Source organism: Corynebacterium sp. TUM25020 (genome assembly GCF_056388495.1).
On the sequence record NZ_JBWJFG010000003.1, the window covers coordinates 145,035 to 162,400 of the forward strand.

Annotated in this window: 15 protein-coding genes; 2 read left to right on the forward strand and 13 right to left on the reverse strand. The window is 57.9% G+C overall.

All coding sequences use genetic code 11. From position 1 onward, the window contains the following. Positions 1-82 precede the first annotated feature (82 nt). On the forward strand, positions 83-388 hold the full coding sequence (locus AC05K6_RS05125) for a WhiB family transcriptional regulator (RefSeq protein ID WP_293790703.1): 306 nt from the start codon (positions 83-85) through the stop codon (positions 386-388). A 137-nt stretch (positions 389-525) separates the two neighbouring features. Here AC05K6_RS05125 and groL read toward each other — a convergent pair whose 3' ends face one another. From groL to glmS, 9 genes are all read right to left on the reverse strand, one after another. Beyond that, positions 526-2,145: a chaperonin GroEL gene (gene groL / locus AC05K6_RS05130; protein ID WP_476727957.1), complete on the reverse strand. Its 1,620-nt coding sequence runs from the start codon at positions 2,143-2,145 to the stop codon at positions 526-528. Between the two features lie 12 nt (positions 2,146-2,157). Then, the gene (gene groES, locus AC05K6_RS05135) at positions 2,158-2,457 is read right to left on the reverse strand and encodes a co-chaperone GroES (RefSeq protein WP_013889160.1); all 300 of its coding nucleotides are present in this window, start codon (positions 2,455-2,457) and stop codon (positions 2,158-2,160) included. A gap of 163 nt (positions 2,458-2,620) precedes the next feature. Next, positions 2,621-3,049, reverse strand: coding sequence for a hypothetical protein (locus AC05K6_RS05140; protein ID WP_293790701.1), 429 nt, complete (start codon positions 3,047-3,049; stop codon positions 2,621-2,623). Positions 3,050-3,182: 133 nt separating this feature from the next. Next, positions 3,183-5,663, reverse strand: coding sequence for a tRNA (adenosine(37)-N6)-threonylcarbamoyltransferase complex transferase subunit TsaD (tsaD, locus tag AC05K6_RS05145; RefSeq protein ID WP_476727958.1), 2,481 nt, complete (start codon positions 5,661-5,663; stop codon positions 3,183-3,185). 91 nt (positions 5,664-5,754) lie between these two features. After that, positions 5,755-7,167: a serine/threonine-protein kinase gene (locus AC05K6_RS05150; RefSeq protein ID WP_476727959.1), complete on the reverse strand. Its 1,413-nt coding sequence runs from the start codon at positions 7,165-7,167 to the stop codon at positions 5,755-5,757. 30 nt (positions 7,168-7,197) lie between these two features. Continuing rightward, the gene (locus tag AC05K6_RS05155; RefSeq protein WP_293790698.1) at positions 7,198-7,881 is read right to left on the reverse strand and encodes an FHA domain-containing protein; all 684 of its coding nucleotides are present in this window, start codon (positions 7,879-7,881) and stop codon (positions 7,198-7,200) included. A 6-nt stretch (positions 7,882-7,887) separates the two neighbouring features. After that, positions 7,888-8,616, reverse strand: coding sequence for a hypothetical protein (locus AC05K6_RS05160; RefSeq protein ID WP_293790697.1), 729 nt, complete (start codon positions 8,614-8,616; stop codon positions 7,888-7,890). A 521-nt stretch (positions 8,617-9,137) separates the two neighbouring features. Beyond that, positions 9,138-10,793 (reverse strand): alanine racemase, encoded by a 1,656-nt coding sequence (gene alr / locus AC05K6_RS05165; protein ID WP_476727960.1) that lies wholly within the window; start codon positions 10,791-10,793, stop codon positions 9,138-9,140. A 79-nt stretch (positions 10,794-10,872) separates the two neighbouring features. Next, positions 10,873-12,735 carry a glutamine--fructose-6-phosphate transaminase (isomerizing) gene (gene glmS / locus AC05K6_RS05170; RefSeq protein ID WP_476727961.1) on the reverse strand — a complete coding sequence of 621 codons (1,863 nt, stop codon included), beginning with the start codon at positions 12,733-12,735 and terminating at the stop codon, positions 10,873-10,875. 61 nt (positions 12,736-12,796) lie between these two features. On the opposite strand from glmS, the gene AC05K6_RS05175 reads away from it, so the two are divergent. Next, complete coding sequence (locus tag AC05K6_RS05175) at positions 12,797-13,672, forward strand: dienelactone hydrolase family protein (protein ID WP_476728035.1); 876 nt, start codon at positions 12,797-12,799, stop codon at positions 13,670-13,672. Here AC05K6_RS05175 and AC05K6_RS05180 read toward each other — a convergent pair. From AC05K6_RS05180 to glmM, 4 genes are all read right to left on the reverse strand, one after another. Further along, positions 13,669-13,923 carry a hypothetical protein gene (locus tag AC05K6_RS05180; protein ID WP_476727962.1) on the reverse strand — a complete coding sequence of 85 codons (255 nt, stop codon included), beginning with the start codon at positions 13,921-13,923 and terminating at the stop codon, positions 13,669-13,671. The two genes, AC05K6_RS05175 and AC05K6_RS05180, sit on opposite strands and share 4 nt — an antisense overlap. After that, a complete protein-coding gene (locus AC05K6_RS05185) occupies positions 13,917-15,365 on the reverse strand; it encodes a hypothetical protein (protein ID WP_476727963.1) in 1,449 nt (482 codons plus the stop codon). The genes AC05K6_RS05180 and AC05K6_RS05185 overlap by 7 nt, the downstream gene beginning before the upstream one ends. Further along, positions 15,362-15,565, reverse strand: coding sequence for a hypothetical protein (locus AC05K6_RS05190; RefSeq protein ID WP_293790692.1), 204 nt, complete (start codon positions 15,563-15,565; stop codon positions 15,362-15,364). Before AC05K6_RS05190 ends, AC05K6_RS05185 begins: the two co-directional genes overlap by 4 nt. Positions 15,566-15,880: 315 nt before the next feature. Further along, positions 15,881-17,224 carry a phosphoglucosamine mutase gene (glmM, locus tag AC05K6_RS05195; protein ID WP_293790691.1) on the reverse strand — a complete coding sequence of 448 codons (1,344 nt, stop codon included), beginning with the start codon at positions 17,222-17,224 and terminating at the stop codon, positions 15,881-15,883. Positions 17,225-17,366: the final 142 nt, after the last annotated feature.

The following is a 17,366-nucleotide window of genomic DNA, read 5'->3' on the forward strand; positions in this document are numbered from 1 at the left end:
CCTAAAATTTACTTAAGGATTGGAACCTCTCTGACGTCACTACAAGTGAGCATCTGACTTTTTCACGAGGAGTTTCCACCTAATGCCACAGCCCAGCCAGCTTCCGGGACCAGCATCGTCGACTTGGGAATGGCAGCTTCACGGCGCATGCCGTGGAGCCGATTCTTCCGTCTTCTTCCACCCGGACGGCGAGCGTGGCCGTGCTCGCGCCATGCGTGAACACCGTGCCAAGGCCATCTGCCGCGAGTGCCCTGTCATTGAGCAGTGCCGTAACCACGCCCTCAGCGTGGGCGAGCCCTATGGCATTTGGGGTGGCCTCAGTGAATCTGAGCGCGACGCAATCTTGCGCCCCACTTCCCGCAACCGTGGCCGCCGCGTAGCCTCCTAAGGCCACTACGCCACATCTTTTAAGCTTCACAATCATCCACGCTGTGCACAACGCAAAAAGAGGATGCTTCCCAACATCCTGGGAAGCATCCTCTTTTTGTTTATCTGCCTTGCTAGCTTTAGGCAGGTTCGCAGTGGTTAGTGCACGTGGCCTGCGTGTGCGCCTGCATTAGCAGCAGGCTCTGCAGGCTTATCCACCACAGCAGTTTCGGTGGTCAGCACCATGCGGGCAACGGACGTTGCGTTCACCACCGCAGAGTGGGTGACCTTAACCGGATCAATAATTCCCTGTTCCAGCAGGTTGCCGTACTCCAGGGTAGCGGCGTTAAAGCCAGAGCCATTCGGCTGCTCGGCGGTACGGGCAACTACTACAGCACCGTCGAGACCGGCATTGTCCGCGATCCAGAACGCTGGACGGCGCAGGGCGCGAGCCAAGGAGCGCAGGCCGATACTTTCGTCGCCTTCAGCCTGGCGAGACATCTCTTCGATCTCGGTAGCGATCTGCACCAGCACGGAGCCACCGCCAGCAATTACGCCTTCCTGGCTCGCAGCACGGGCTGCGTTGATCGCATCCTCGATGCGCAGCTTGCGCTCGTTAACCTCGGTTTCAGTTGCGCCACCGGCACGGATGACAGCAACGCCACCCGAGAGCTTTGCCAGGCGCTCCTCGAACTTCTCCTTATCCCAGGAGGAGTCGGTGCGCTCAATGTCACCACGGATCTGGTTGCGACGTTCTTCGACAGCCTCTGCAGAACCAGCACCATCGACCAGTACGGTCTCTTCCTTGGTGATGTTCACGCGACGCGCGGTGCCCAGCTGCTCCAAGGTGGTCTCGGAGAGCTTGTGTCCCAGCTCGCTATCGATAACGGTAGCGCCGGTGACGATTGCCAGATCGTCCATGAATGCCGCACGACGATCGCCGAAGTACGGAGACTTCACTGCGGCGACCTTCAGCGACTTGCGGATGGCATTCAGCACGAGCATCTGCAGCGGCTCGCCTTCGATATCCTCCGCCACGATCAACAGCGGCTTACCGGAATTAGCAACCTTCTCCAGCACCGGCAGGAAGTCCGGAAGGGAGGAGATCTTCTCGCGCACCAGCAGGATCAGTGGGTTCTCCAGCTCTGCGTGGCCGGTCTCCTGATCCGTGACGAAGTACGGGGAAAGGTAGCCCTTGTCGAAGGAGACACCCTCGGTAACGATGGACTCGTCTTCGATGGACTGCGACTCCTCAACCGTCACAACGCCGTCCTTGCCCACCTTGTCAAAGGCATCGGCAACCATGGCACCGATCTTCTCGTCGCGAGAAGAAACGGTGGCGACGTTGGCAATTGCGGCATTGTCTGCAACCGGCTGCGCCAGCTCGCGTAGGAGGTCCAATACACGCTCGGTCCCCTTCACGATGCCGCGGTTCACAGCGATCGGGTTAGCACCTGCCGCCACGGTACGCAGCCCCTCGTTAATGAGGGCCTGAGCCAACAAGGTGGCGGTGGTAGTGCCGTCTCCGGCGATGTCATTGGTTTTGATGGCGACGGACTTCACCAGCTGGGCACCCAGGTTCTCGAAGGGGTCCTCCAGGTCAATGTCGCGCGCAATGGTCACGCCATCGTTGGTTACGGTCGGGCCACCGAAGGCCTTATCCAGCACGACATTTCGACCGCGCGGGCCTAGGGTCACCTTCACCGCGTCCGCCAGGGCGTCCACGCCCTTCTGTAGGCCTTCACGGGCCTCTTGATCAAATGCGATGAGTTTAGACATGCAGCTACCCGCTTACTTTTCGATGACTGCGAGGATGTCGCGCTGGCTCAGCAGCAGGTACTCCTCGCCGTTGTACTTCAGCTCGGTGCCGCCGTACTTGGAGAAGACGACCGTGTCGCCTTCCTTTACATCCATCGGGATGCGATCGTCGTCATCTGCCCAGCGGCCGGGGCCAACTGCGATGACGGTTGCCTCCTGCGGCTTCTCCTTTGCGGAGTCAGGGATGACCAGGCCGGATGCGGTGGTCGTCTCAGCTTCAACGATCTGAACGAGGACGCGGTCCTCAAGGGGCTTGATGTTGACGTTAGCCACGATTGAATACCTCCGTGTATTCGAGCTGTAGGTTTCACTCTTGTGAACTGTTATGCCGGTTGGTTTTCCAGATACAGCCGTCGTCGCGGGTGAACAACTGTGAGTCAAACAACCTATCTGGCACTCTACCCTCGCAAGTGCTAACGCTCAACAAACCCCGGTGCTAAACACCCTTGGTCAGGTTAATGACCGCGTTGTGCCATAGCTCGTAATCCTTGGCATTATCCGTCTTGTAGTTCTCAACCGCGCGGATGCCGTTGTGGATAGACTCGATATCTTCGTCCGTCAGGTCTTCGCCTTCGTCGCCGACGAAGAGTACCGGGCCGATGATCGCGCGAGCCGGATCAGAAATGAAGCTGGAATCACCAGTCTCCTGCTCCTTACGCCCCATCGAGGCCAGTGGGTTCGGCTCCGGGTTCTCAACCTTACGCGCATCAGAGGAGTAAATAGCAGCGACCGTCAGACCGCTCTCCACGAACACCACGTGCAGGCGATCGTGCTCGCTACCGCCCAAGACATCGGCGGCCTCTGAAAGATCAATGTCGAGTTCCCGCGCCTGAAGATCGGGCGTGACCAGCATGCTGCGTGCCATTGTGAGCTCCTAACTCGTGAGTTTATTGATGCCGCTGAACCTGTCTACACGGCACCGGATGAAGTCTCCCAAGAAACCAAAGGAAGAAGAATCTGTGAATATTTACACAGTCAAGACACATTTTGCCAGCAAACTAGGGATTCCGCAGGATAGGCTCTTCCACGTCAAGTGCGGGATCTGTAGGCGTCGACAAACCACTCGGCTCCTCCCCTGCAGCAACCAGACGCGCGGCCAGTGCGGCGATCATCACGCCATTATCGGTGCAGAGCTTTGCCTGCGGGATCTTTAGGGTGACGCCCACTTCTCCGCAGCGTGCGGCAGCAACTTCCCTTAGACGCTTGTTTGCGGAAACACCTCCGCCGAGCAACATCACACGAGCGTCCTTATCCTCGCAGGCACGAAGAGCTTTGGTGACGAGGACGTCCACCACAGCCTCCTGGAAGGAAGCGCACACATCTTCGATCGGAACGCTTGCCCCCTCCCTATCGGCCTTTTCGACATAACGGGCAACGGCGGTCTTGAGGCCCGAAAAAGAAAAATCATAACGCGAGTCCTGCTGGCGCATCATACCTCGCGGGAAGGCTATAGCTTGCGGGTTCCCCTCAGCCGCTAGACGGTCGATAACAGGGCCTCCGGGATAGCCCAACCCCAACAAACGAGCGACCTTGTCATAGGCCTCACCTGCCGCGTCATCGAGCGTGCTGCCAAGCTCCTCCATCGGGGCACCCACGCCGGTGACGTGGAGAATCTGTGTGTGCCCACCGCTGACCAGCAAAGCGATCGCATTGTTGAGATCCTCACCTGGGGCAGTAGTATCCGTAGTGTCCGTCGCCCCTCCTTCACTGAGCGTCCCCACAGCCACGTGTCCACCCAAGTGGTTGACTCCATAGAAAGGAACCTCCCACGCCAGCGCGTAGGCCTTCGCCGCGGCGGCGCCGACCAGCAAGGCACCAGCAAGGCCAGGGCCTACGGTCGCAGCCACCACGTCCGGAGTGTGGAAGTCTGGGACGTTCGCGCGCGCCTCCGCCAGTGCGGCGCGCATCGTCGGTTGCATGGCCTCCAGGTGAGCACGGGAGGCAATCTCCGGAACCACCCCACCGAAACGGGCGTGCTGTTCCATCGAGGAAGCCACTTTGTCCGCGATGATCTCCAGCTGTTCGGCGCCGTCGGCAGCTGAGGTGCTGGCGATAATCCCCACGCCAGTTTCGTCGCAGGAGCTTTCGACACCCAGGATATAGCGAGGTCGATCTGGATTTTCGGTCTCTGGAGCCGGGGTGGCGTCAGAAATAAAACCAGGGCGCACCATGGTGAAGGCGTCGGCCCCAGAAGGCTGATAATAGTCTTTGCGCGTGCCTTCGATGGCGAAGCCGTAGCGTTCGTAGAGGCCAACGGCGGGCTGATTGTCGGTGCGAACCTCCAGGAAAATCGGGGCTCCCAGGCGGTCGGCAATAGTGACGAGCGGATCCATGAGTAGTTTGGACAATCCCTTGCCCTGCCACTCGGGAAGGATACCGATGGTGTGGATCTCCCCTTCCGGATCGTGCGCCGGGCCACCAACTGCGAGGATGGCGTATCCGACAAGTTCACCGGCGACCTCCAGGCCAAGACAGTGCGTATGCGGCGCGGCAATCTCACTAACGAACGCATCGGCTGACCAGGGGGAATCTTCAGTAAAAAGTCGCTGCTCTATGGTTGCACATGCCGGCGCGTCAGTGACCTTGAGCTGGCGTACCCGGGCGCCATGAGGGGAAGCATCCACAGCGGGCTCTGCATTAGTCACCGTGGCAACCCCCGCAATGCTTTCAGGCTCGCTTACCTCCGAATACGGATCTCCAACTCGGGAGAAATCCAGTGCCTTCGAAATCGCCTTCGCCGTGGGCTCCTTCGCATCCGGACGGCGCAGGTACAGTGCCCGCAACGCTGGAGCATCTGTGAGCAGCCCAGGGACTGAACCACGAGATTCCAACGCAGCAAGCACGAGGCCACGCGGCGTGGGGTGAGCGTCCAGGCTCTCCACCTGGCAACCTTCCTGGCAGGCGCATAGCTCCTGAACCTGATCAGCCACCGCCGAGGCACTCAGGACTCGTAGAGGCCAGCGATCCAGTCGTCGCTGTATGTCCAGCACCACATCGGGAGCGTGGACAGAAGCCGGAACCTGCACCTCCGAGCACAACTGCCCTGCTACGCCCTGAACAAAACTGATCCGGGAGTGGTAAAACTCCCGGCGACGGGCATCGGAAACAACAAGGTAATCGCCGAAGGCCTTCGCACCCACCTGGGAGACTACGTGTTCCCACACGGTGCCAGCTGCGCTGGGAACTCCGTGCACGGGAATTGAGAGGGCGTCGCCAAAAGCAGCAGCTGTAGCCATGCCAACCCGTAGCCCCGTAAACGGACCTGGACCGGTACCGACTACAACGGTGTGCAGGTCACGCGGGGAAAGCGAGGCTTCGTCCAGGCAAGCCTGAATATTGGGGGCGAGTAGTTCCATGTGGCCGCGAACGTTATCCACCAGACGCTCCGCCAGCACACGGACTTGGCCGTTGGCGGAAATGCGGACAACACCACAAGTGACGTAATTGGTGGAGGTATCGACGGCCAGCACGTTAATCATGGTGACCAAGTTTAGGCTTCTTGTGTAGTCAGCTCGAATTAATGCACTAATACGACTTAGTGCAACAAAAATGGCGACACGTAGCAGGAGGCTAACAGATCGGAAGTTTCAACCGCAGATCCTCTGCGTTGTCCCCAGAAACAATAAACCCGTAGGCGGCCAGATCACCTTGTGGAAACACCCCATAGGCAGAATCATCCGAACCCATCGGCATAGTTAACGCACTGCATCGACTTGATCTCATTGTTTGAGCACCTTCGACTGGGATCACGGCATTCCTCGCCTCCACCGATTCGAAGTGAGCAACAACCACGCTAAATTGACCCGAGTTACAGGCAATACGGGCAAGCTCTCCACTACTTGGTTCTCGATGTTCGCACGACGTAGATTGCCATCCTTCTCCTCCGGAATTCTGGCTCACGATGTGTGGGAAAGTGTCAGCTAAAACTGCATCTTCCCCTTCCCATTGGGACGCGGTCAGATAAGAAATGATTGCTGCAGCTATCGCGACCACCACCATTCCCGCCGTGGCAAGCACTAGTAGTTTCTTCGGAACTCCTTTGCGCTTCGCTCCTTGCTTCACATGCGCTGACTGCTGCTCCATTCCTGCGGAGCGCAAAGCAGAAATAAAGGCCGAGGCGGTTGCAAAACGCTTCTTCGGGTTACCATCCAAAACTCTCGCGAAGACCTCATTGAGCTTCTTAACGTGTAAAGCATCCGCGGGGTTTATCAAATGCCCTTTAAGCTCTGGTACTGGTCGATTCACAGCCCACTGTGCATACGTCACGGAGCCACGAACGTAAATGCCTGTTAACAGCTCAAAAGCAACCAGGCCCAGGGAATACTGTTCACTCAACGCATCCGGTTGCGGAGGTTCCGACACGTCTTTCGTAACCAACAATTCGGGTGCAATGTATCCATCTGTACCGATACGCATCCCTACCCGAGTCATACGAGTGGATTCTCGATCAATTGCAATACCGAAATCCGTTAGCAAAGCCGGAATACCGTTCATCCCTGAAGAGGGCAACAAAATATTAGCCGGTTTGATATCTCGATGAACCACAGGATTCGGTAGCGCCGCGAGATAGTCAAGCGCACTGGCTATTGGAGCCAGAATCTGCACAACTTCCTGAACAGTAAGAAGCTGGCGCGATGCTCGACGTCGGTGTAAGAAGTCATGAAGATTCTCACCATCGATGTACTTCATTGTGAAGTACGGAAAACCATGTGTGGTCACTCCCCCGTCGTATACAGGAACGATCGCAGGATGATCAAGCGCCGCCATGGTGCGCATCTCCGCGTGGAACCTCTGGACATATTCAGGGTTAGAAACACGATCCTGGGAAACAACCTTGATTGCCACTGTCCGATCTAGATTTCGCTTGTAAGCACGAAATACGGTGCCCATACCACCTTGTCCAAGCTGTTGGACGTTCGAGTACCCCAAGGCACTTAAATCATTTAAAAAGTCTTCAGGGACAAGGGCTTTTGAAAAATTCATGGTGAACATGGTGAATACGAGCAAGTAGAATTAAGAGTACAAATGCGGATTTTCCGCTGCGAACTTCGCAAGTACGATGCGCCACGGGATGTTCACTCCATCTTGAAACTGTGGAACACCCAACCTTTTCAACGTCTCCGCCATGTACTGAATCTTCTGTGAAGTTTTCTTTTCTCCCCAGCCTAGCTGGCATGCAAGGTCTTTCACAGAAGGAACCACAATGCGCGGATCTGCACTTGGGTCACGGTGAAGCGGCGCTGCTAGCGCAGCTAACACCTGCTGCTGCTCGATATTTGGATCAAATGTCCCCATTGTGAATGGGGCCAAGGGAGTATTCATTTGCGGAACGGAATCGACTGGTCGGGCAACCGTTACTTCAATCTCATACCGCAGGTTTCTAGTCGCGAACAGAATGAAATTAGTACCTGTAGGGAGGGGCCACTGCGTTCCCGGAGTGAGACGAACCGGTGAATACGTGTTGGTTTCATAGGACGGCTGGATAGTGGCCGAGATGAAACTGCCTACATTGCGCACCATCCACATTCCATGGTCACACCAGAAATGCAGAAAAGCGCGATGCATAGCAGGGTCGTCTGCTCCAATGGGGAATTCAGATGCCCGGCCAAGAGTCACACTAACTGCTTGAGATAAAACCTTGCGGGTTCCGATCAAATCATCGACGATGAGGTGTGAACCATCAGTGGCAGCTAACATTTCGACTTAGGCAACAACTAAAGGCTGACTGATGTTAAATGGCTTGTAGCCCGGGATTGCAACCTCGATTTCCAGGGTGAATTTCCCCTCCTTTTCAAGGTTATAAGCAACATTCGCCTCAGCGTAATCCGATAGCTTAATATCCTTATTCTCAAACTTGATCTCATCATAATTTACATTTTGATAGCCCGGCAACCATTCGGGACGAACATTCTGTCCCTTTAAGACGTCAGCACCGCTTTCGTCCAGCAGCTTGAAGTCCAGCGCCGCCCATTCTCTTTCTTCAAAAGGAACCTTTGAGAGATCAGCCGCAGCAATCTTAAGCTCTAGTTTTGAACCCTTCTTATACTGCATGATCCCGTTCCTCTCAGCTCGTGGCACGGTTACCTGCAGCTCCGAAAAACCATGATCGGGCATTTCCGGATATGAAGTGACGATGTCCTCCGGAGAACCGGGGCCGGCTTCGTCCTTGGTTAAGCGAAATTTTCCATTGCTCAGCTCAAGCGAATTTGCAGGATCAACCAAAGTTGGCTCGGCTTCCTTCTCATTTTTGGCGGAAGCGGAAGGAGTCTCTGACTCAGACCCCGTGGACTCCGGGGAAGAAGATTCTGCGGTCGAAGATTGCACCTCAAACGATTGCTCCGCCTGCGGAGCTTCATCCTCTGAACATGCCGCGATTGAAAGCGTGGTAATTGCCGCAACTCCCAGAGCCAGCAACTTCTTTGAAGTAGTCATGTGCATTCTCCTCGAAACGTGTTTATCGCAGACATTCTCCCTTGGGAATCATACCGCGGAGCAGACTGCTGGAACCCAACCGGATTCAAGCAGCGAACCTGAGCCAAAGCCTTCTCTGTATGCAGCTTCCCCAGGCTTTTGGGTTTGCAGCGCCCACGAATCCAGCTGTTGTTTGGTTGGTTTGTTGAGAACCATGTGGTAACTCACGGCCTCATGATTACTCATTTTTAAGCGCATTTGTTGATCTGTCGGGAGCGCTCCCCAGACATTGATAATAAATAGCTCACGTTCAAGGCGGCACCGCTAAAAACAAGAAGTCCCTGAGAGGCTCTCGCAGTAAACCTCTCAGGGACGGTGTACGCCTGGCGGGTTGATCAGGCCCATCAGTGCCAGCGTCTTGTGAAACACCCCTCACGGTGATTCGTCAACCATTCTTACACACCAACCCCCACCTGAGCAAACCTACCCGAGAGATTCCCCAGTTTTTCCTAAGGAATTGCCAGGTTTCCGCCACCCGCAGGCTACTTCCAGCGCCATGTCACGGTACGGGTGTCGGCAGCGTCGCCTTCATCGCCAACCACACTACCTCGTTCGATCTGCACATCCAGCACAGTTTCGCTCAGCGGTTCAACCACTCCGCGCCCCCATTCCGCAACCACAACCACATCATTGATGTCTGCGTCGATGTCCAAACTCTCAAGTGCATCGAGCACCTCGTTGCGGTCAATATGGCGTCCAGGCTCGATTCCCTGGTCCACGTCTGCTCCCAGCAGGCGATAAGCATCCATGTGCAGCAGTCCCACACCGCGTTGTCCAGCGCGGTGGGTTCGTACGATGGTGAAAGTCGGCGATTGCACGCGCCCTTTCACCCCGAGCCCGGAAGCCAGTCCCTGAGTCAGCGTCGTCTTCCCTGCTCCCAGCGGACCGGAAAGCACGACGACTGTTCCTGCCTGCAGCACCTCGCCAAGTTGTTTTCCCAATTGGCGCATGTCCTCCGCAGTGGCCACGTCGCGCGATCCGTCGGCGGAAAAGTCTGGCTCCCCACCGTTAAAGACACGCGCAATCCGAGGCCCGCGTGGCATCGTCAGCACTTCATAGCTAATCGTTCCCGCCAACTCCGCAAAGTCGTCAACACTTGTGCCACCTGGTCCGAAAATCACCGCCCAGTCTCCCGGCTGCACGTCGGTGGGTTCTTCTGCCGAGCCGAGTTCCACCACGATCTGATCCATGCATACCCGCCCGATCTGCGGATATGCACGCCCGTTGATTGTCACCTGCATCGTCCCCGACACGCTGCGAGGCAGCCCATCGGCGTAGCCCAGCGCCACCACTGCGGTGCGGGTATCTCGCTGAGCCTGCCACGTGTGGTTATAGCTCACGCCCTCGCCTTTCGGCACCACACGGGTCGTGATAACTCGGGCGCGCAGCGTCATCGCTTCTTTGAGCTCGACGCCCGCCCCTGCCGGGTCGATGCCATATAGCCCGACGCCCGGTCGGACCAGTTGGTGACGCACCTCCGGACGGTTGAGCGTAGCCGGTGTGTTGGCAATGTGATTGCGGGGCACCTGCAAGCCATGGGCACGGCAGAACTCGATAGCTTCCGCAAAGCGGGTAGCTTGCAGGTCATTAGCCGGTGACTGTGGCTCATCAGCGCTAGCCATATGGCTCATCACACCGGTGACGTTCACATGTTCAGTATGCGCGGCCAGCAGCTGCACCGTCGCTTCCCATTCGGCGGGACTCACCCCGGAACGGGACAGACCTGTATCCACCATGAGGGATGCACGCACCGGCACGTCCGCGCGGACGGCCTGCTCTACCAGGGTGCGTGCATGTGCCAACGAGGGAATACCTATGGTGATCTCCTCGGCGAAAACGTCCCTTAGGTCATCGGTGGGCATCCACATCCACGCGGTGATGGGGACGTGACGATAGCGCTCCCCTTTTGCCCGCAACAACTCCCGCAGTTGCAAGGCCTCCCCGAGTGTTGCCACTCCCAACTGTTCGACTCCGGCATCCAGCATTGCCGGCGCTACTTTGTCCACCCCGTGGTTATACGCATCGGCTTTCACCACCGCCATCACACCAGCGGGAGACGCTGCTTCCCGGAACACCCGCACATTGTGCGCAATGGCATCCAGGTCAACGACTAATTCCGCAAGGTGACGATCCGACATGTCCATAACTTTAGCCACCCCTCCTGGGATCCCGGGAAAGGGGGCACGGCAGGGGGCGTCACAAAGAATGAGCTTCGAGTTACTCGACGGTCACGGACTTGGCTAGGTTTCGCGGCTTATCGATGTCCTGGTTGCCGCACTCGCGAGCGATATCCGCGGCCAGGAACTGCAGCGGAACCGTGGACAACAGTGGCTGCATCAGTGACGTAGTACCCGGAATCTCCAGCAGCCAGTTGGCGTACGGTCGCACAGCCTCGTCGCCTTCCTCCGCAATCACAATAGTCTTGGCGCCGCGCGCGCGGATTTCCTGGATATTGGACACGATCTTGGAGTGCAGCACTGGACGGCCATTCGGGCTGGGCACGACCACGACGACGGGTAGATCATCCTCGATCAATGCGATGGGACCGTGCTTGAGCTCACCAGCGGCAAATCCCTCGGCGTGAATGTAGGCCAGTTCCTTAAGCTTCAACGCGCCCTCAAGCGCAACCGGGAAGCCCACGTGGCGCCCCAGGAACAGCATGGTTTTCACCGGGCCGAGTTCCTTGGAGAGTTCCAGGATCTGCTCGCGCAGATGCAGAGTCTTCTCGATCTTTTCCGGGATTGCCTCCAGCGCATAGTAGATCTCCGCGATCTCATCGGCATACTTCGTGCCACGGGCCTGAGCCAGTGCCAAGCCAACTAGGTAGTTGGCGGCAACCTGCGCCAGGAAAGCCTTTGTGGAGGCCACGCCAATTTCGGGACCGGCGTGGGTGTACAACACAGCATCCGACTCGCGCGGGATCTGGGAGCCGTTGGTGTTACAGACTGCGAGGACACGAGCGCCCTGCATCTTTGCGTGGCGCACAGCTTCGAGAGTGTCTGCGGTCTCACCAGACTGGGAAACAGCGACGACGAGAGTGCGTTGATCCAGCACTGGGTCGCGGTAGCGGAACTCGCTGGCCACCTCAATTTCCACAGGCAAACGCACCCAGTGCTCGATGGCGTACTTGGCTAGCAGACCTGAGTGGTAGGCCGAGCCACAGGCGACGACGAACACCTTTTCCACACCGCGCAGATCTTCGTCGGAAAGGCGCTGCTCGTCTAGGACAATTCGACGACCATCGAAGTGACCGGCCAGGGTGTCACGGACGGCTGCGGGCTGCTCGTGAATTTCCTTCATCATGAAGGAATCGAAGCCATCCTTCTGGGCGGCATCCAGATCCCAGTCAATGGTGAAAGGCTTGCCCTCCACGGGGTTACCGGCAAAGTCATAAATGTCGTAGGAATCTGCGGTGATAACCACCGCATTGTCCTGTCCTAGCTCCACAGCGTTCTTGGTGCGGTCGATGAAAGCCGCCACGTCGGAGCCGAGGAACATTTCCCCTTCGCCCACTCCGACGATCAGCGGAGTGGAACGGCGGCCGGCGACGATGGTTCCGGGGTGATCATCGTGAACGAACAGCACGGTAAATGCACCATCGAGGCGGGAAAGAACCTTCAGTGCGGACGCCTGGAAGTCTCCTGCCGTCTCCCCCTCGTTGTATGCCAATGCCAACAGGTGTGCTGCGACCTCTGAGTCTGTCTCGGACTGCAGCTCGATTCCTGCAGCTTCAATCTCGGCGCGCAGGGTGGAGAAGTTCTCAATGATGCCGTTGTGCACGATGGCGACCTTGCCATCGTAGGAGCGGTGCGGGTGTGCGTTGACGTCATTCGGGCGACCGTGGGTGGCCCAGCGGGTGTGGCCAATGCAGGAAGAACCGTGGAAGGAATCACGGCCGACCTCATCGATGCGGTCGATGAGGTTTTGCAGTTTTCCTTCCTTCTTTTCCAGATGCAGGGACCCCTGCTCGACAACTGCGATACCAGCGGAGTCGTATCCGCGGTATTCCATTCGCTCCAGCGCATCCAACCCGATTTGGAGCGCTTCGGAGTTACCTACGTAGCCAACGATTGCACACATGCCTCTGACGATACACAATGGGCGATCGATTTCGGTAAGCTGTGGGGCTGTGGCAGATAAGATGAAGAACCTGATTACTCGCTTGGGCAAGCGCGGCCCGCACCGCGTGATGGTCGGCGACCTGAACTTCGCTGGAATCCCCGGGCGTGTGTACACCCCGGCAGAAGGTAACGGCATCCCCGGCATCGCATTCGGTCACGATTGGCGTGTTGGTGTGGATTCCTACCATGCAACGCTTCGACACTTGGCCAGCTGGGGCTTCGCGGTGGCGGCACCGGACACGGAAAAGGGCTTTACTCCTAATCACCGGGGTTTCGCTGCGGATCTGGAGACCGCCCTGCAGATCTTGGCCGGAGTGCGTCTGGGCAACGGCAACGTGACGGTACAGCCGAATGACTTGTACCTCGCCGGCCACGGCATGGGTGCCTCCGCCGCAGTGCTGGCCGCAACGGGTCGTCGCCACCGCAGCGAGCTCGAAGGCTACGACACCCAACCCACCATCGCCGGCGTGATGGCCGTTTACCCGGCTGATAGCTCCCCGGATGCTTCCGAGGCTGCAAAGTATGTGAAGGCTCCCGGCCTGGTGCTGGAGGCCGGCCGTTTGGGCGAGACTCCTAAGGGCAATGCGAAGCGCATGGCCGCACATTGGGGTGGCGACGTTGTCTATCGCGAACTGCTGGGTGCTTCCGCTAGCAGCTTCCACGAGAAGTACGGTCGCAATTTTGCACTTGGCGCAGGCCTTCCGCAGTTTAGCCAGCAGGAATTGGCACGTGGCCTGATGACCGGTTTCGTACTGGCCGAGCACGAGGGCAAGTACAAGTCTTTCCGCGATGGCCACGCCGAGCTGAAAAAGACTCGCACATCCACCCAGCATGAGCTGTACAAGAACCTGCCGGAAAACGTAAACCTGGACGAGCGTCTGGCGGAAATCTTCTAGTCGAAGATTCTCCCCTTTATCCCGCGGGCTCCGTGGATTCGGGCGCTTCCGCTTGATCCGTTCCTGGGTTCCCTAAGCGCAGCAGTCTTATTTTCTTTGCCATCGCGCTGCGCTTTCTTCGCTTCTTCAAGCTGCCGCGTGCATTCTTTGAGCGTTTCCTCAAACTCCCGTACGGATTCCTCGACCTCGGCCATGTAGTCGTCAACGATGCGCTGGTAGCGCGCTGCTAGTTGTTCTCTGTGGGTCACCACTCACCGCTCCTTTCGAGGTTGACGCCCGCCGCCACAGTTCCGGCGCCCGCAAGCTCCACGGAGGCCTCTGTGACCTCAATGGACGCAGTACCTGCTGCTGATACCCAGACGTCGGGGGTCCACTGACTAGAAGGTGTGATCGGCTTATCCTTGGTTTCACTATGATCACCCCGGTCGGATGGTGGAGACGGCACCTTGTGTTCGGATCCCTTGTGCTCTGAGACAGGTGGTTCGCAACGGTGCGGTTCCGGCTTGGGTTCTGGTTCCGGCGCTGGCTTGGGTTCTGGTTTCGGCGCTGGCTCTGGCTTGGGGTCCGGTTCCGGTTCCGGTTCCGGTGCTGGTTCTGGCTTGGGCGCGGACTCCGGCTTCTGCTCAGTTTCCGTCTCCGTTGAGGCCGTACATGTGTGCTTTTCCACTGCGCATTCTTCGTGCTGGGATGAATGCTCCGCTGGCGGCATCGGCTCTGGTTCTGATTCCAGTTCCGGTTCCGGAACAGAGATAGTCGGCGGACAGCTTTCCGCAGGGGGCGCAAATGCTTCCGTCGCACATTGCACAATCTCCGCCCAGAGCTTCGCTACTCCCTGCACATTGATCTGCAAACTACCCGCAAGTGGAGGCGCCAACGGCATCGATGGAGCTGCTGGAGCTAACGGTGGCGGAGGCGGTGGCAGCAGTGTTTGGTTAGCCTCCGGCAGGGCTATCTGAGCCGGAGCTACCCCTGGTGCAGGCGCCGAATCTGTCACCACCGGCGTTGCTGCCTGAGGAGGTGGAGTCAACGGAGTACACTGCGCAGGCTGCACAGGAGGCTCACACTTTGGTGGCTCCTTTACCTCCTCGGGACACTTCACTTTTGGAGGTGTCGGATCATGACACACCGGGCTCTGCGAATTACCCGGCTCTGCCGCGGGTTTCGCATCTGCGATCAGCATGTCAATCGTCCGGTCGAGGGAATTGTTTCGACTGTGCAGAATGTTCTCCGCAACCTCCGCTGCCACCTTTGCCAACAGATCCAGCAAGGGTTTTCCAACGAATCCCACAACACCCGACGCAATTGCAAAGAACTCGAGTTTCTCCGCAATTCCTTCAATCGTGCTTACTGAGGACTCCGATGTAGTCCCCATTACCTCAGCAGTGTCCCGCACAGCAACGCAGCGGTTCTGCACACAGCGCTCGTGGTTGAGTTGCTCTTTGCCGGCCTTACGCGTGGCCTCTCCCGGCTTTCCTTCAGCCACACCATCGAAGCTCTCTTTATCGTCAGTCTGCCCTGCGAGTAAAGGCACTTTGTCTTTGCCATTACTCGCTGGTCCAAGCGAGGCACTAATCGCTTCGGGGTTCATGCCGTTAGTAAATGACGCCGCAGTTTTCGCGCCTTCCACCTGGCCCCCAAAGCTGGCCAAAATACCGAGGGCAGCATGCAAACGCACATCCAAAGAGCCTGTCATGTCCACCCCTCCCCTGCGTTTAGGCTGGCGGAACTCTCCATATCTGCATCCCCCACTCGACCGACAAGTCCCACCAAGTCATCCCCTGCAGTTGCCAGACGCTTCGCGTGATTAAGTCGGACTGTGTGCCCCTGATCCACCAGTGATAGGAACTGCTTGGCCTTATCCTGCAGGCCAGCTCCAAAGATTGAGGCTGGCACGGAAGGACGAACCCCTCCCAAATGATCGGCCCAGCACCGTTGTACTTCCCGCAGCTTCCCCGCCTGATCAACGGCCGATAGTGGATCTATGTGTAGCTCTCCCACTGTTCTTACTCCCCCTTTTGAAACTCCCCGGCACCGCCAATCCCCTAAACACGCAACCTGCAGGCGAAGGGTTCTTCGTTCCGCTCGAAGACTCGCCCCGATTCACGCAACATTGGCGCTGCACAACAAAAACATCCACACAGTTAGACTGCGCGGATGTAAAAAAGGTTCGCGGGAAACCGCAGAAAGCCGTGGGAAAGAGCTACGGCGCTAAACCTCCGCAACCACGGCGGCCAGCTTCCCAGCAATGCGACGTGCCGTCCCTGGGTCTGCAGCTTCCACCATCACTCGGAATAATTCCTCAGTACCGGAGGGGCGCAGAAGTACGCGTCCGGCATCTCCCAGGTCCTCCTCTGCCTTGGCGATGGCTTCTACAACGCGCTCATCGTCGGCGATCACGGTCTTGTCTGCAACCGGCACGTTAATCAGCGTCTGCGGCAGAACGGTCATCACCTTCGCCAGCTCGGAGAGCGGCTTGCCAGTCTGCGCCATGCGCGCCATCAACGTAAGCCCCGTCAGGGTGCCGTCACCGGTAGTTGCATGTTCGGAGATAATCACGTGCCCAGACTGTTCGCCACCCAGCGACAGATCAGAGGCCAACAATTCGGCCAGCACGTAACGGTCACCTACCTGCGTCTCCAGCACCTTGATGCCGTTGGCGCGCATGGCAAGCTTCATCCCCAGATTGGACATGACGGTGGCCACCAGGGTGTTCTGCTTCAGTTCACCGTTTTCCTTCATGGCCACGGCCAGGATCGCCATAATCTGGTCGCCATCCACCACGTTTCCTTCGGAGTCCACAGCCAAACAGCGATCTGCGTCGCCATCATGGGCCAGCCCTAGATCCGCCTGGTGTTCCAGAACAGCCTTCTGCAGAACCTCAATGTGAGTGGATCCCACTCCATCGTTGATGTTGAAGCTATTGGGTCGGCTGTGGATAGCCACGACATCCGCACCTGCCTGGCGGTACGCCTCCGGCGCGGCAGTCGAGGCTGCTCCGTTGGCGCAGTCCACCACCACGCGAATTCCATCCAGCGGATGATTAATGGCCGTGCCCACATGAGCCAGGTAACGCTCTAGTGCATCTGCGGATTCATCAAGAATTCGTCCAATTGCTGCCCCCTTAGGGCCGGTCTCCGGCAGATCCAGCATCGTGGCCTCGATCTCATCCTCCACGTCGTCTTGCAGCTTGCGGCCACCCGCAGCGAAGAATTTAATGCCGTTGTCCGGCATCGGATTGTGGGAAGCGGAGATCATGACGCCCATGTCGGCGCCGAAGTCATCTGTAAGGAAAGCGACAGCCGGGGTGGGGATCACGCCGACGTCCAGCACGTCCACACCCTGCGATGCCATACCTGCTGACAACGCCGCTGTCAGCATCTCCCCCGATACACGCGGGTCGCGCCCCACCACAGCGGTAGGGCGACGGCCGCCCACTTCTTCCTTGGATACCAGTACGCGCGCGGCGGCAGCACCCAGCTTCATTGCCAGCGTTGCAGTCAGCTTCCTGTTCGCTAGACCACGGACGCCGTCAGTTCCGAACAATTTACCCATGGGGCGCAATTCTACCCGGCGACCCCGCCGGTCTGGCGGGTGCCACTCCCGATATCAGCAAATTGTCATAAATGCTTCTATAAAGGGAAACCCCCACGTCCCGGCCGAAAAACTGCTCGGCTGGAGCGTGGGGGCGTCGCCA